The sequence below is a fragment of the Agrobacterium sp. El2ro-1b genome, from assembly GCF_048298475.1.
Lineage (GTDB): Bacteria > Pseudomonadota > Alphaproteobacteria > Rhizobiales > Rhizobiaceae > Agrobacterium > Agrobacterium fabrum.
In genome coordinates, this window is the sequence record NZ_CP103458.1 from 1,476,158 (window position 1) to 1,491,627 (window position 15,470).

Below are 15,470 nucleotides of genomic sequence, written 5' to 3' on the forward strand. Positions count from 1 at the left end.
GCTCCTTATTGAATGAGGGGTGTTTTTGCTTCGGCCAAAATCCGTTCAATGGCTGCCAAAGCAGCAGCATCCGTCTCGACGTCAGGAGCCCCCTGACCATCCTTGAGGTAGAGCCGAGCGGCCCGCTCTGCCTCAGAGCCCGACAACCCCATCAGTCCCCTGATGCCGTTTTCGAACTCGCGTTTTGTGATTTGCTCGCCGGCGGACATCTTCGCAACCAGCGTCTGTGCGGCCTCAGCCTTCGCGGCGTTCGCGGCCTTGATGCGCTTTACCGGCGCAGGTTCCGCGTCCGCGCCGTAGCGGGCTAAGGTTTCGTCAAGCGTCGCAATGCGGTCGACCATTCCGCGGTCCATGAGGGCTTCTGCGTAGAACACGCGCCCCTGACCGTAGCCGTCCTCAACCTTGCTGACCGTCACGCCGCGCCCTTCAGCAACGGCTGCAACAAACCGATTGTACGAGCGGTTCACACCGTCCTGCACGTGGGCAAGCGTGTCCTTGCCAAGCGGCTCTGTCTCGTTGCCCTCGACCTTGTGCTTGCCGGCAGAAATGTAGGTGCGCTTGATGCCTCTCTGCTCAAGGGCAGCAGACATGTCATCGTGCGCCGTGTAAACGCCGATTGAACCCGCGCGGCCGGAAGGCGTGACGACAATTTCGTCGGTCGATGCCGCGATCCAGTAAGCAGCGCTTGCCGCAAGGCTGTTGACCTGCGCGATGATCGGCTTTTCGCCGCCGCGCAGCTTGCGAATTTCGGTCGCAAGCTCGTCTGTGCCTGGCACCGTGCCGCCAGGGCTGTCGATGTCGAGCACGACAGCCTTGATGTCCGCGTTCGAAAGCGCCTTGTGCAACGATTTCTTGATGCCGGCATACGATGTCCCGCCGCTCATCGCGGAAAACAGGTCCATTTTGTCGGCCAACACCCCGTAAACCGGGATAACGGCCACGCTGCCGCTGGATTCTGCGATTTCCTTGGCGCGCGCATCGTCGATCGATGCCGCGAACTCGGACGAAAACAGCTTCTCACCTTCGGCCCGCGCCACCAAAACATCAGCCAAAACGCCCAGTTTTTCGCGCTGAATAGCCCAAGGTTCGGCCAGAAAGACCGAAATCAGGTGTTCAAACTTCATGATTTTCCCTTATGCAGCGCGCGATGCTGGCGTTTGTGGCGCGTTATCGTTGGCCTGACCGACCTTATCGAGCGGGGTCATGGTGCCGTTGACGATTGCCTTTTCGCCGCCGTCGACTGGGGCCTTGTTCTCGTAAGAACGGGCCTCGTTTGGCGTGTAGATGCCGCTCGTGACCATCTTCGAAAGGAATTCAGCCCTCGCCGTGCTATCGCCGCGAAGCAAGCCTTCCATGTTGAATTTCACAATGGTGGTCTTGCGTGTTTTTTCGTCGAGAAGGTCGCGATAGACGGCAGATTCAATGCTTTTGACCAGAGGCCCAAGGCAAGTCTTGATGAACTGCAGGATCAGCTGCTCGATGCCACTGCCCCAGGTCGTCGTGCCGTTCGAAGCGTGCCCAATCATCACCGGAGGAACACCGAAAATTCGGCAAATCTGCTCAACGCTGAACTGGCGCACTTCAAGCATCTGCGCATCTTTTGGATTGATTGTTAGCTGCTCGTATTTGAGGCCAGCCTCAAGGACGGCGACTTTGCCGGGCTTGTTTGACCCTGAGAATTGCTTGAGCATCTCACTCAGCTGAGCGCGCTGAGGATCCTTGAGGATCTGGTCTGACGTAAGTATCCCGGCTGGCTGGAAACCGTTGGCAAACATACTTCCAGCAGTTTTTTCGCCCGCCAGAGCGTTACCAACCGTGTTTCTAACGACGCCGATGGGCGACATGCCTCGGTCACACCCAGGCAAGACAGCCCCACGAACGTGGAACATCTTGTCTTCGGCTATCCTGCGCTTCTTGCCGCTCTCCGTGACCTCATAGTATCGCGCGTTGCGACTATCGCGGCAGACGTTGACGGCAAGAGGCGGCAGCGGATTGAGCGCTACCAACTTGCCGCCGTTCAACTTCTTCTCAGCGAAGAAATTTCCGTCCAAGCACAAGCACAAGACGACCATGGCCCAGAAATCCGAGGCAGTGTCGTCCAGATTCGGCATGTCGTGCAGCAAGTCATACAGCGGCGAGGCACTATCCACTGTCACGCCATCGTCTTTGTAGACGTTACACGGCAGCATGATCACAGCATTCCGGATCAGATTGACGCACGCCCACACAGCATCAAGCTGGAGCGCCGTTTCAATCGTCACGCTTTCGCCGGATGTCGTGCCCAGCCCGAAGAACCCACGCCAGAACTCACCGTCGGTGAGCTTGATAGGTACTCCGCGCCATCTATCGAAGAGACCCATTAGATCACCATAACCATGTTGTTGATGAAGTCGTCCATGTCGCCGGTGTCACTGGTTTCGTAGGTTCCGGCCATCGCCGTTGCCATTGCCAAGGCGACTGCGCCGTCGATGCGGCGTTCGCGGTTGTGCTTGACCAGCTTTCGATTGCCTGCGGGATCGGCCTTGACGGTCGCATTCATCATGCACATCGTCAGTACGGGATGGTCGCCGTGGGCGAGATTGCCGTTGAGGATGATGCTTTCGAGCTCGCGTAGAGCTGGAGACATCGACTGGAAGCCCTGCCCGAACGGCTGGAACACAGCGTCGTCGCCTTCAAGCTGATCGTCGGTAAAACCAGCCTTCTGCAGCCAAGGTTTCAGATGCCTGAAATTCCAGCGGTCGAACGCAATCTTGCGGATGTCCATCTCTTCGAACTGGTCGCGCAGGTAATGCGCAACAAATTCGTAGTCCACTGTCTTTCCCGGGGCGGCTTCAAGTTGGCCATCCTTGTGCCACACGTCGTACGGCACACGGTCGGCCTTAGCCTTTGCGCGTATCCCGTCGCCGGGCAGCCAGAACGTCGGCTTAACGTGCCAAGTGGTCTTTCCGTCCTGCTCTTTCGGCGCCATGAGAACCAGAGCAGTCAGGTCGCTTACCTCAGAAAGGTCGAGCCCACCAAAGACAGGGAGACCATCAAAGTCCACAACTCGAGCGTTGCACGCTCGCCAGATAGCCGGCGACACAAACGGAGCATTCGCATCAATCCTTTGATTGAGATGTAGCCAACGAAAGCTGGCCTCTTCGGTCGGCATACGTGCCGCGCGCTCCGCGTCGTCGCGAACCGATGAAACGGACTTGAACCTGCCAAGCGCAGGGTTTGCCGCCCTCCACGCTTCCTCGTCGAGGACGTCGCAATCAGCCGGAGCCGTGTATAGGTGCGAAACCGTTCGTGGTGCTTTTGATGTCTCGGCATCGTCCAGCCATCGCGAGAAAAGGTCGCCGTCAGTAGCTGCCTGCGTCGAAATAGCGAAGATCATCGCCTTGTCGCCGTACGCGCCCTGCGACGTTACAATCGCTTCCACGAAGTCATCGTGCGGGCCTTTGATCTGGCCAACCTCATCGAGGATGGCGACCAACGGCGAGCCACCGTGCGCGCTCTTGGCTTCCGCCGAGCTGGCGCGATACACGACGTTCTTGCGCAGGCCGACAATCATTTTGCCGGATGGGACGATGCGATATAGCCCCTTCAGACGCGGCGACATCATCAGCATCTTGCTGGCGTAGTTGAAAACTTCCGCAGCCTGGTCGCGAGAACGCGCGCCCGACATGATGCGGCTGTTCGGAAACGCCTCCGGTCCAATCACATGGCCGAGCAACAGACAGGCGATGGTGGCCGTCTTGGAGTTCTTACGTGCGATCGACAGATAGGCTCGCGACGTGCCGTTCGGGTTGTCGTAGACTGACAGGATGAAGGCCACCTGGAAGTCGAGCAGTCTGATTGGCTGACCGACGAGCGCGCCCTCTGGCACAACCAGGTATTCTTCGATGAAGCGGCACATCTTTTCGCCGCGGGTGAGCTCCGACGTCGGTAGTCCGCGCCAGTCGCGCAGAACCGGGATCGGGCCGCACTTGATGGCGCCGACCACGGCCTCAGAAAGCATTCACAACCTCGATTAGGCTAGGAGTTCGTCGTCCACGGTTGCGCCCGCCTCAATCTCTTTGGCTTGGTCTCGACGCTTGGCCGCGTCCCTCGCCTCGCCTTGTACGGCGCGCGCATGCAGCGCCAGCGATCGGCGAAACGAAAGGATGGAAGAAGCGTGCATCTGGACTACCGACTTGCGTGGGTTGGCGACCGGCGTGCCTTTTTCGGTGACGGCAACTGAACCTTCGGTGCGAAGCAGGTCCTGCTCCCTCACAAGGTCGGCCATCGTGCGGGCAAGCATCGCAGCAATCTCAAGCTGGTGCGCCGACCAGTCGGCGCGGGCGTATTCGGCAATGACGTTCTTGAAAAATGGTACGTCGCCATCGTCGAGCGGAACGTTCTCTGGAAACTGGATGTCATCAGATGCCGCCGAGGCAATCCTCACGGCCTCATCAACGCTGTCGACACGGCTTTTCTTCTCAGACATGCGGAATCCCCTCGCGCACGCGCGCTTGCGCACGCGCTAGGCAAAAATCTGTGTTTGCATTTGAATTGCGTTACCCCGGCGGTCCTGCGGTGGCCGGCCGGCCACTTTCGAGGCACCCCCTACGCACCGACATCGATCGGATAACCATCAACGCCGATGACCACAGCCTGCTGGCCTCGCTCGATGCGAGCCTTCAGTGTGTCGTGGCATGGAGCGCATAACGATTGCAGGTTGCATGGGTCATAGAACAAAGCCTCATCGCCCTTGTGAGGTTTGACGTGGTCACACACCGTCGCTTCCGTGACATCCTCAATAGCCAGGCAGAAGCGACACAAGGGCTCGGCAGCAAGCTGCGCCTCGCGCAATCGCTGCCACCGTGCTGTCTTGTAGAGGCGACGGTAGAGTGCGGCCTCGGATGAGCGGCCGTAGGGTTTGGGCATTGCTGCTTCCTCAGCACCACTATGCAGTAAGGAGCAAAAAATACACCTTCTAGACAAATGCACAGTACGGTGCAATTGTAGGTTTATCCGCTCAAGGATCAGGGGGAAACTGATGGACAGCGTTCGTTTATTTGCGCCCGTAACCTTAGTCTTAGGTAGTTTACTATTGGCGCCTACCGGCGCCTTTTCCCAAACCCACAGTCAACAACCGTGTCCACGAGTGGATATCGTTCAACTGCGTAAGGACTTTGCGGCGATTAACCTTGACGGATACACCGTTGGGCACGTTCGCACGCTAAGCGTCGCCGATCAGTTTCGTCCCGATCGGCCCGATGCGAAAGTGATAGCGATAAAACCTATGTTCCCCACTGAGCCAACCTCAACACCGGAACCAAGGACACCATCAATCCCACATTGCCCGGACATCGTATTTAGCACCGACAATAAGACGCTAAACCTTGGCGACGATCTCCTCGCAAAGTTCAAGAGCTTTACTCCCACCGAAGAAATTCTCGATAGGGTAAGGGAACGACAAAGATTTGTGGTGGGACGCCGCATCCAATTTGATTTTCCAAGCCAGGGAGAGATGACGGCAAGAGTGCAGAGTGGTCCGGATCGACCGATGCCTGACGCTGGTGGAGGGGGTGGCAGTGAACGCCCCATCCCACGTAACCTGCCGAAACCAGGTAGGCCAGATACTAGGCCATAGCGCCGATCTTCGGAAGGAAAACAAAAGCGGCCCGCTCAACCAATTAAGGGAACGGGCCGCACGATCACCATGCAAGCGGAGGAGAACGCGCATGGGATTGGTTGCGGAGGTGAGATTCGAACTCACGGCCTTCAGGTTATGAGCCTGACGAGCTACCGGACTGCTCTACTCCACGTGATAGTTACCCGCTGCGTTCAGCGGCTGCACCGAATGCAGCATGACGGCGGGGCGACCTCAGTCGCGTCTCAGTGGGGATAGGTGTGTGCCTATCCCCTTCATAAGAGTACGCAACATCGCGCCACAAAAAGGCACATGCTATGCAGTTTTTTTGTGCTTTTCCGTCAGCGACAATATTTCTGCTAGTTCTAGAAGGGCTGTCTTACCTGCCCTGTCTGCGTAACCCTCACTGTATCCAAGACGCATGCCAATTGACTTTAGCGTTCCAGAAGCCGCCACCTCCTCAATGACCGAAGCCGCACTGCTTTTGCGATCCTCGGGCGCATCCCACATGATCGCCCCTTCCGATGAATTGCCTGATGGACTTGATACCCCACCGAGAAACCCTGCGCCGTCCGCAGGCACTAGAGGCCCGAAGGAAATCGGCACCGGTATGTCTCCGGCTTGCCGGGACCCATCGACGCCAAGCGAAGCAAGAAGCGCTCGTGCTGCCTCAACGCCTGGAAGAGGATCGTACATTGATGCGATTGCCGGCTCTTTCGATATCGACCGGTGCAGGTGATCTGCTTCGAACGGCGATTTGGTCGTAGGCTTGGTTTCTAGATAGAACGAAATTTTGCGGGTCTTCTGCGACTTGTCTTCTGTGTTCCTCGGGCGGTCAGTCGGCTTGAGCTTTTTTCCCTTCTTCGTGACACCCCACTCCGTCAGCAAACCGTCTCGAAATTTCAACCTGCCAAGCGTCACGTGGCACGATCCACCATGGCGTTCGTAGGTCTGCTGGACTGATTTACCATCATCGTCTTGACTGGCTGCAATCAGTTCGCCGACCGTGGGGCGGATTTCTTGTCGTGTAGGTTCGACATCCATAAACCAATTCGCAGCCTGCCTTGGCAGGGCTCCAGCAACAGCCGGTGCGAGATCTGGGTGATTGTCCCAAAGCCACCTTAAAGCGGGTAGCGTTCCTCTGTACCTTGGCGGTGGTTCCTTTTTCGGCTTGTTGTCGTTCGCGGCTGAGCGTGATTTGGCTTTTGGCGTGGTCGCTTCGTTCGACAACGTGAAAAGCTGCTCTGCAAGTGATCCGTGTCTGGCCATATCGTCTCCCCTGTGGTGCTCTTACTGCTGCTGCGCTTGCGTTGGGTGATTGTCGTTGTCGGCCAGCCAGCCTTTGACCAGTGCTACCGCCTTGCTGGCCGCTTCTGCCGTGGATGTGAACCGCACCACCTCAACTGGATGCCCGAGCCGCGCCAGCGATGCATGACGATCAACCTGAGCCGGAGATAGCCTGCCCTTGCCGACCTTGTTCTCGATCATCCGCAACGCGCCGCCCTTGAGGTAGATCCGCAGGTCAGCTTCGCCCGGCGTCATGCCGGTTGCGATTGCGTCGGCCTGGGCACGTGGGCCACGCTTGGCGCTGTTCATGTCGCCAGCAAGCAGGAACTGGCGGCTATACTCCGGCAGCGACCGCAGGGCGCGCACTTGGGCCGCCTGCCCTTCGCTTTCCTTGACGGGTGCATCGGCCACAGAGACTTTGCCCTTGGCGCTTGTGCGGATCACAACGCGCTTCCCGTTGACGCGGGTGGTTTGGGTGGTGGCTTTTCCCATGGCTGTCTCCTCGTGGTGGCTCGCCAGTGGTGGTGGCGACACACATACTTTCCGAGAGAGGCGCGAAAACGGGTAGTCGATTTGTGAAATATTTTTTGGCCAAAAGAAAAGACCGGCTGAACGCCGGTCGTTTTTTAGTGCTCGTCACCGCGATGCGGACATCGCTTCATCAGCTTCTTGATCGTCCGTCGATCTCCGCCGAACCGATCCATGACCTCGACGGCCTTTGGCAGGCTGACCGAATATTCCTGTTGCAGTTGCTCGACGGTGTATGGCTGCGTTTCGTTGTCTGGCATGGCGCCCTCCTTCTGAACCGCAAATGCGATCGCCCTGATTCGGGTTCCAGTCAAAATGCAGGTTGCACCCGGACCGCCCATCTGCCCGCCGCACGTTGCCTGAATAAATCATCTTGAGAACCGTGCGCGCGGCACACCGCCCTGCACGGTTGCACGTGTAGGGGTATATATAAATATATACCCTACTAAACGTGCACTAACCGGGCAGCGCTGTGCAGGTGTCTCCGCCCGGATGTGCACAGTTACTGCACGGATAAAAAATGCGCTATCCGGGCGGTATTAGAAGTTGTTATTGATTTAGAAATTGGTTGTATACTTATCATGAAATAGTCGGGCGGTTTCCATCGACGACAACATCGATGCGGCGGCATATCAGGAGTATATCCATGAATCTAGAACATGCTTCGTGGCTGCGAGAAGGCGTCGATGCCTGGAACAGACGAAGGAAGAAAGTTAAATTTTCGCCCTCGCTCTCTGAAGTCAATTTCTATGATTACCTGCCGCCAGACTTTCGTGATGCGCCAAAAACATCAAGGTACTTCGAGAATATCAATCTTTCAGGAGCTGACCTTCGCGGTAGCGATCTTTCAAGTCTAAATTTCTCGAGAGCAAAATTCAGAGGCGCTCAACTCAGCGGAGCCAACCTTTCACGGTCAAATTTCGACCACGCAGACTTCACTAAAGCGAACCTTACGAACGTAGAAATAGAAAATTCGCGCTTTTATTCCGCCCTATTTGATAGCGCTGTCCTCATAAACGTTGATCTGGAAAAGGCAGCGCTCATTAACGCACGATTCTCTGCATCATCGCTTTCTGATCGCCAATTAGCCACTGTGGTCGACCGGGCAGCATCGATCATCGAGACCATAGTGGGTGTGCAAATTCGCCGTACAGACCAACAAAGCCTAAATCAACCTAAGAAGTCATCTGAAAAGAAACCAAAGAACCAATACGATGTTTTCTTCGCAACCAACCGAGACCCTATTTTAACGCGTGGAAAGCTTGAAACTTTCGGGGCGAAGCGATTAGAATCATTAAGCTACGGCATATGCGAAGTCATCATTCCGGATGGACACCGGATCGGTCAGCTCGGCACATCACTCTGGAAAAAACTTTTGAACCTCAAGGACGACACCCTGAGGCGGGAGAGTTTAATCTCGCTCAGTGACGAGCTTTTTTGGCAGTTTCTCTCTGACACTGCAAGCAAGATGACACAGAAAAATACGCCAACGGTTTTCGTGCACGGTTTCAACACGAGTTTCGATGACGCCGTCCTACGCACTGCACAGCTTGGGTTTGATCTCGGCATAGGGCAAGGCATTGGACTTTTCAGTTGGCCATCCAAGGGAGACTTTCGGTCATACCTAGCCGACGAGGCCAACGCAGAGGCAAGCAAGTATGTTCTAGCGGATTTTATCGCTGACTTCGTGAAAAAAACCCCAGACAGGAAAGTAAATCTGATTGCGCACAGCATGGGGTGCAAATGCCTTGTAGGAGCCCTTGAGACCCTTTCAAATGGAAGAACTTCGGTTCTGAATCGTGTAGAGCAGGTAATATTATCAGCGGCAGACGTAGACTCTCAAATAATGCCCTATCAAGGCAAGCATATTATCGGAAGATGTAAGAGGGTGACTTCCTATGTATCCAAGGACGATTTCGCGCTAAAAATATCAGGCTGGCTCAGGTCTGTTTCACGCGTGGGATTTACTCCGCCTACATTCGTATTAGAGGGGATGGATACGGTGATGGTGAACGACGCAAACTTGGGCGACTTTTCCCATGGTTATTTTGCGAGTAGCAGGGACGTTATCAAAGATGTATTCGACATCCTGCAGAAAAATGCTGCCCCACATCTTAGGCATTCGCTCGTCAGAGAGACAGAGGGTGAAGCGGTATTCTGGAGAATGCGGAACTAGCCGTAACGTGCCGCTCAGTCCATCACAAAAAAGGCCGGTGCATCTCTGCCCCAGCCTTCCTGTAGCTATCGCTGTCTGCCAGTACATCTGTGGTCAGTGCGCAAGCTGTCTGGCCACATAACTTGCGAGAACATCTTTAGTTCCGTAAAAAACCGCCAGCCATTTCTGACCAGCGGCCCCGCACTACATTACCAACCCTGACGACCATACCAGTCGTCGATATCTTTCTTGGTCTGGTCCTTCTCATAGCCATAACGCTCCTGGATTTTGCCTTCCAGCTGCTCGCGCTTGCCATTGATGACGTCAAGGTCGTCGTCGGTGAGTTTGCCCCACTGCTCCTTAACCTTGCCCTTCATCTGCTTCCAGTTACCTTCTACACGGTTCCAATCCATTGATATGTCTCCTCTTTGTTGTGTGATGAGGAAACGCAGCAGGTGCTGGTTGGTTCCTTAAGCCGCCCTGACAAACACCGCCAACTCCCGCCGCACTGGATCGCGCTCCTCCCGCTCGACGAGCGCACCTTCACGCATCAGCGCAGTCACAAGGCTGGACGCCCGCTTTCGCTGGACGTTGTCATCCAAATCCAGCCCCACAGCGTACGCTACAGCGCTTCCGACCCAGTTCTTGGCCTTCGGTGACTTCTTGTAGTCGGAAGCGCTGACAGCCGCTAGAATCGACGCGCGCTGGTCCTCCGTGAGGTCTCCCGATACTTCCTCGGCGCTCGGCCAATGCCATTCCGTCACCACCGGCGCGAAGTCCTGGGGCTGAGCAAGGCCGGTCCCGTTTCCTAGTGGCGTCGACACGAGATGGCGCCACTCCGCCTTATGCGACAACGGCGTCAGGTTCGACTTGCCGTAGGTGGTGTAGAAGTATCCGAAACGATCTTCCTTGTTGATACCCGCCTCACCTGCTTGCTCTTCCGACATGCGGTTGAGGACGCGCACCGAGCGCGCCGCGCCGATCAGCGACACCGCACCGCGGGCATCTTCGACGGTAGCCTCTCGGTCGGCGACCTTGCGCAGATGATGCACGATGTCGATTGAGCAGTTGGTGTAGTCGGCGATCTGCGCCCAGAGCTTCGCCACCTTGTCGATTGCGCCGTTGTCGTTCTCGTTCACGCCGTGCGTGGACACGAATGGATCCACAATCATGACATCGATGCCATATCGCTCAATCTGCTCGACCACCGCCTCAACAATCGGCTGCTGGATGCGAACGCCAGCCTTCTTGTCTTCGACGGCGACGACCAGTTCCTGTTCGCGGCCGCTATCCAGGAAGAGATGCCCTTCAAGGTCTGCAGGCTTCAGCTTGTAGTGGATGCAAGCCGCCATGATGCGCCGCTCCATCTCGTCGCGCGGGTCTTCGGCATTGAATATCCACGTGCGCAAGCGCTTGGGTGGCTTGATCCCGAGCAGCGCCCTGCCCGACACCATAGCAAGGCCCTCAGCGATGCTGGCCGACGTCTTACCAAGGCCGCCCGGTGATACTGTTACAGACACATACTTGCGGATGAAGTGCGAGCCGTAGGCAAACTCACGGCGCGGCAATGTCTTGGGATCGATCCACTTGAATGCAGTGGCTGTGATTGGCGATTGCTGTTCTGTAGGCAAAGGCACGTTGTCGTTTGCGGGCTCGATATCACTGGCTGGTGACTCCTCTATTTTCGGTGCGGGTTCTGATATAATGTCCGCCTCTGCCGCAGCCGCCTGCTCGCGCAGCCTGCCCTTCTCAAGTCCGCGTTGGATCATCCGCGTGATGTCGACCAGGCGCGTGTTGTCGTGTGCCGGGAAGTCTGGCTCGGGAATGTGGCGCGGGTTCTGGATGCCAGCCTTCATCCCGTTCTCAATCGTCTTGCAGCAGCGCGACCAGTCCCTGCCCCAGCCGCGCGCGACGTCTTGCAGCAAGGCACGTGCCTCTGCTTCGCTAAGCGCACCGGCGCCGACGATGGTGCCGATCGAGAATGCAGCGTCGTTCAGAGCATTGTTGCGCGTGCCCATTGGCGCGCCAGCAAGGTCCGCCAATTCTCGATCAACGGCAGCATCAACGTACGCGTTGTTCGTCGCAGCCGACAGGCTGTACTGGGTGTGAGCGGGCGCCGACTTCGGCAGCAGCAGGTCGAGCAGCCACGCTGGCGCGTCGGCGATCTCGCGTGTGTCCGTTTCCCACTTGTAGGAGCGGCCGTTGGCCATCGTACTGCCAGCCGCGAGAACATAACCGCCCTCGGACCGGATATCGACGCCAGCACCAAGCGCGCCGCGGTTGCGAGTGCCGACGACGTACTTGAAGTAGATATGTAGGCCGCCGTTCGGGCTCGTCACGCGCGCCGTGTCGGGCAGCGGACCCTGCTCGGCTTCCATCTCCGACAGCCAGTCAAAGCCGTTGGCGCCGCCAGGTTTGTTGTCGATGTCGAGCGCGAAGAAGCCGGTCTTTTCGCCTGTCGGCAACCCAACGGCAGCATCCGGCCAGTCCGACCACCATCTCTCGATGATGCGCGGAAAGCGCGTTGCGCCCTTGAAGCCATTGGGGGTCAAAGGCGTCTTCTCGCCGAGCGTGATGACCTCGCCAGTCGCTTGGTCGACATTCTCCTCGGCGTGCGAGCGGCAGGGAAATACCGGCCAGCCTTGGGCGACGTAGTGTTGCGCTAGTTCAAGCGGCGTTTGCAATGTGGGTCTCCTCTGTGGTGGTGAGGCAGCACCGATTGGTGGTCGACGCTGTATGCTGTTTAAATTTCGGCGAAGAACTCCTTCACCACGCTGACTTTTTCGACCATCTCGGTTTTTACGCCGAGCTTCAATTCCTTGAGGATCGCGGTGAGATCCTCCCCGTTGATCAAATCAATTTCAGGCACGCCATCTCGTGTCGCTTCATCCAGGGCGCCTTTGGTGAAAGTACCCGTTGTGATAAATAGCGCCTTGTCAGTTCGCCCCTGCATGGCGCCCCTAAAATTGCGGAGGTCGCCCGCTCCGACGGTATCCTTGTAACGTTTGCATTGAACCACGACTTTGAAGGTCAAAACGCTGTTGACGGTTACTGTTCCGACTGCATCAATCCCGCCGTCACCTGAGCCGCCTGTCACAGTCACCTTTGAGAAGCCCAGTTCGAGCAGTAGGCGTTTCGCCAGCCGTTCAAATGCTGCTGGGTTCATGCTTTTGATGGTGTCCAGCACGTCCGTCTGCCATTCGATCTCATCGACTGGAGTGGTTGCCGGCAAAACAGGTTCGACGTCGACTTGTACCGTGTCGCTCCCCTTTGCTGATATGCGTTTTTTGTTAGGTGCAACGCTTTCAGCTTCCTCCTTGGAAACACTTCTCCCAATCAATGTCAGAACCCAGACGCCGCGTTTCGGGTTTTCCAGAATACCGGCGTGTTTTAGCCACGTCTGAACCCAAGCTACGCGATATGAGACTTCCGACGCTGGTCCATTGTGGTGGAGTTCCGTCATCACATCTTCCGATAACCCCATGATCTCCGCTATCTTGTCTAGCAATTGCTGCTTGTCAGCAGAGCCTCCAAGCTCCCTGAACGCAACCACGGTTGGCCATATAAAGTCGCCGTAACCAGGCACTTTTGTCTTAACTTTTAGCATGCGATCACCCCCAATTGATCTGGCGACGATCGCACGCTTTGGTTTCGCAAAAGTTAGGCTGCTCGTTTCTGGTTGAGTTCTATTGAGTTGTCGTTCGCCGGCATCAGATTTTGAATTCTCTCGCCGAGCCAGATGAATTTAGGAACGGCCCAGCTGTTGCCGAGAGCTTTGTAGCGTGGGCCGTCAGGTGAGTTAGCTTTGCCGCGCCATGGTATGTCCGTGTAGTTGTCGGGAAACCCTTGGAGGCGTTCGCATTCGACGGGAGTAAGGCGCCTAACTAGCCTGATCACATAGGTTTCAACTACTAAGCCGTTTTCGTCCCGGAAACCGGTATGTCTGTCACCGTTGCTGACCATAGCAGGCGTAATTGGGGCGCAAGTGATGATGGGCGTACCCCGGCCCGTTCCATCCTCGCTGGCATCCGCACCTTCACCTTTGAGTGTGTGAGCAATGTCGCCAGCGACGCTGACTGCCGACGGTACGAACAGAGGAGCGCCAGAATTTATGTGCTGATTTTCAAGCCCGAGCTTTTTGCCAAACGCGGCGTTTAGCGTTGACGCAACCTCGGCCGGCCATGTTGGGACATACGTCTCCTTCGTGGCATCATGGCTACAGTTTCCCTTCGCAAGCAACGGGTGTGAAACCTGCACCAGCCCACCATCTAAATCGAAGTCTGTTCCGAGCCCGCCGCCGCCTTTAGTGCGTGCGCTAATTGTGGGGGCAATGTCTTTCCGCGCTTCTCTGCTCGGCGGAGTACCCCTGAACATGCTTTCGGGCTCAAAAAGAACCGCTGCGGGATCTGCCCCGTTTCCAAAATCTGCGACAACGAGCACACGGCGGCGTCGTTGGGCCACTCCGAAAAATTGCCCATCTTTGACAGCCCACGCGGCCCGTCCTTTAGGTCCAGAGACCATACCGTGACGCGCCCACTTCCCTCTCCTCGGTGGTTCGATGGGGGAATCAGCGCCCACAAGTCCGGCGAGGAAGCAGCCGAAGGCGTTGTCTTTGGTGCTGAGAACGCCGACAACGTTTTCCCAGACGACATTCCGAAGTCCATTGTTAGCTGCGAGCTCATGCGCAAGCCTCACGAATTCGAGTGACAAGTTTCCTCGCGCATCGGCGAGAGATTGACGAAGGCCAGCCACACTGAACGCCTGGCAAGGCGTACCTCCTGCGAGAATGTCGACGCGACCAAGCGTCTTGATGTCGATCTTGGTGAAATCGCCAAGGTTTGGAACATCCGGATAGTGGTGCTTCAGCACGGCCGAAGGGAATTTCTCAATCTCCGAGAACGCCACGGCTTTCCAGCCGAGCGGGTGCCAAGCTACCGACGCCGCTTCTATGCCGGAGCATACCGACAAGAAGCGTAGGCCGGAGTTATTGTCATTTGCGTGTTTTATCACAGAGGGCCACTCCTTCCGCATTTATTGCATGCCCAACCACCAGTCATTGTCTCATACTCCCAAGGACATTCCGGGTAGCTCATGGCGCATGGTTCATGACGCTCGATGTATCCAACACCGCGGCATTCTCGGCAGTATTGTCTCTCGTTTGGCCTGGCTATTTAACAAGCTGTGCATTTTATTCTCAAAACGGCGCCTCACTGAGCGCCGCCCTCAACCCACGCGCACAGCCCTCCCACGCCGCCTTGACCATCATCCGCTGCATGAGTTCGTCGAAGTGCGCGAGGTCCGTCACGCCATGCTCCGCGATGTATTCGCCAACCGCATCAACGCCGGCGTCCAAGGCCCGCAGCTCGTAGTCATCGAGCCGTTCGATCTTCTTGTAATTGTCGATTCCCACAGCGCACCTCCGGCAGATAAAGTGAGGATCTTTGTCTCTACGGTTTTGGTTCACGCCGATCCCGAAGGCGTGCATGCCGCAGACGAAACACGTGGTGGGGTTATGGTTGGCGTCGACCGTTGGCGTGTGCTGGCGCGGTGTCGTTGGGAGTTTGGTCATGCTGCCACCGATGGAACAATGCAGCCCATGCGAAGTTGACTCGCACCGGGAGGTATCGCGTAATGGACCCGAAACAATGGAAAAAGCCGGTTACATTCCAGACCGGCAAGGTCGGCCAATACAGGACCATCAACAGCACGAGCGAAGCCGCGCTGACACTGATGAACCAATGGCCGACTGACGCCGGCAAGAAGTTGAACAACGCGAAGCAGATGTGCCTTGCCTTGCTGGAGGGTCTCGAAGAGCCGGTTAAGGCTCGCAAAGCCTTCATTAAGGCTGCCGAAGAGGCCCATGTGTTTGTTCGTGACAAGTGA

Annotated in this window: 15 protein-coding genes and 1 tRNA gene; 2 read left to right on the forward strand and 14 right to left on the reverse strand. The window is 56.7% G+C overall.

Annotation, left to right across the window (positions count from 1 at the left end; genetic code table 11):
* Window positions 1-5: 5 nt before the first annotated feature.
* From NYR50_RS07305 to NYR50_RS07345, 9 genes are all read right to left on the reverse strand, one after another.
* Window positions 6-1,124, reverse strand: a complete 1,119-nt coding sequence (locus NYR50_RS07305; protein WP_418135485.1) for a S49 family peptidase — start codon at window positions 1,122-1,124, stop codon at window positions 6-8.
* 9 nt (window positions 1,125-1,133) lie between these two features.
* Entirely contained in the window at window positions 1,134-2,360 is a 1,227-nt protein-coding gene (locus NYR50_RS07310) for a phage portal protein (protein ID WP_418135486.1), read from the reverse strand.
* Window positions 2,360-4,000 (reverse strand): terminase large subunit, encoded by a 1,641-nt coding sequence (locus NYR50_RS07315; protein ID WP_418135487.1) that lies wholly within the window; start codon window positions 3,998-4,000, stop codon window positions 2,360-2,362. Before NYR50_RS07315 ends, NYR50_RS07310 begins: the two co-directional genes overlap by 1 nt.
* Before the next feature lie 12 nt (window positions 4,001-4,012).
* Window positions 4,013-4,468, reverse strand: a complete 456-nt coding sequence (locus tag NYR50_RS07320) for a terminase small subunit (protein ID WP_418135488.1) — start codon at window positions 4,466-4,468, stop codon at window positions 4,013-4,015.
* A gap of 119 nt (window positions 4,469-4,587) precedes the next feature.
* Window positions 4,588-4,908 (reverse strand): HNH endonuclease, encoded by a 321-nt coding sequence (locus tag NYR50_RS07325; protein WP_418135489.1) that lies wholly within the window; start codon window positions 4,906-4,908, stop codon window positions 4,588-4,590.
* A gap of 807 nt (window positions 4,909-5,715) precedes the next feature.
* A tRNA-Met gene (locus NYR50_RS07330) sits at window positions 5,716-5,792 on the reverse strand.
* A 140-nt stretch (window positions 5,793-5,932) separates the two neighbouring features.
* Window positions 5,933-6,886 (reverse strand): hypothetical protein, encoded by a 954-nt coding sequence (locus NYR50_RS07335; protein ID WP_418135490.1) that lies wholly within the window; start codon window positions 6,884-6,886, stop codon window positions 5,933-5,935.
* Between the two features lie 21 nt (window positions 6,887-6,907).
* Window positions 6,908-7,438 (reverse strand): VRR-NUC domain-containing protein, encoded by a 531-nt coding sequence (locus tag NYR50_RS07340; RefSeq protein WP_418135491.1) that lies wholly within the window; start codon window positions 7,436-7,438, stop codon window positions 6,908-6,910.
* Between the two features lie 92 nt (window positions 7,439-7,530).
* Window positions 7,531-7,692 carry a hypothetical protein gene (locus NYR50_RS07345; protein ID WP_019567255.1) on the reverse strand — a complete coding sequence of 54 codons (162 nt, stop codon included), beginning with the start codon at window positions 7,690-7,692 and terminating at the stop codon, window positions 7,531-7,533.
* 386 nt (window positions 7,693-8,078) lie between these two features.
* Between NYR50_RS07345 and NYR50_RS07350 the strand changes: the two genes are divergently transcribed.
* Window positions 8,079-9,608 carry an alpha/beta hydrolase gene (locus NYR50_RS07350; protein WP_418135492.1) on the forward strand — a complete coding sequence of 510 codons (1,530 nt, stop codon included), beginning with the start codon at window positions 8,079-8,081 and terminating at the stop codon, window positions 9,606-9,608.
* A 188-nt stretch (window positions 9,609-9,796) separates the two neighbouring features.
* On the opposite strand, the gene NYR50_RS07355 is transcribed toward NYR50_RS07350, so the two are convergent.
* The 5 genes from NYR50_RS07355 to NYR50_RS07375 form a co-directional block, all read right to left on the reverse strand.
* Window positions 9,797-10,000: a CsbD family protein gene (locus NYR50_RS07355; protein WP_092733488.1), complete on the reverse strand. Its 204-nt coding sequence runs from the start codon at window positions 9,998-10,000 to the stop codon at window positions 9,797-9,799.
* 57 nt (window positions 10,001-10,057) lie between these two features.
* Window positions 10,058-12,271 carry a bifunctional DNA primase/polymerase gene (locus NYR50_RS07360; RefSeq protein WP_418135493.1) on the reverse strand — a complete coding sequence of 738 codons (2,214 nt, stop codon included), beginning with the start codon at window positions 12,269-12,271 and terminating at the stop codon, window positions 10,058-10,060.
* 59 nt (window positions 12,272-12,330) lie between these two features.
* Window positions 12,331-13,194 (reverse strand): restriction endonuclease, encoded by an 864-nt coding sequence (locus NYR50_RS07365; protein WP_418135494.1) that lies wholly within the window; start codon window positions 13,192-13,194, stop codon window positions 12,331-12,333.
* 53 nt (window positions 13,195-13,247) lie between these two features.
* Window positions 13,248-14,597, reverse strand: a complete 1,350-nt coding sequence (locus NYR50_RS07370; RefSeq protein WP_418135495.1) for a DNA cytosine methyltransferase — start codon at window positions 14,595-14,597, stop codon at window positions 13,248-13,250.
* 184 nt (window positions 14,598-14,781) lie between these two features.
* Window positions 14,782-15,156 (reverse strand): DUF6511 domain-containing protein, encoded by a 375-nt coding sequence (locus NYR50_RS07375; RefSeq protein ID WP_418135496.1) that lies wholly within the window; start codon window positions 15,154-15,156, stop codon window positions 14,782-14,784.
* Between the two features lie 62 nt (window positions 15,157-15,218).
* Here NYR50_RS07375 and NYR50_RS07380 point away from each other — a divergent pair, with 62 nt between their 5' ends.
* Entirely contained in the window at window positions 15,219-15,470 is a 252-nt protein-coding gene (locus tag NYR50_RS07380) for a DUF982 domain-containing protein (RefSeq protein WP_418135497.1), read from the forward strand.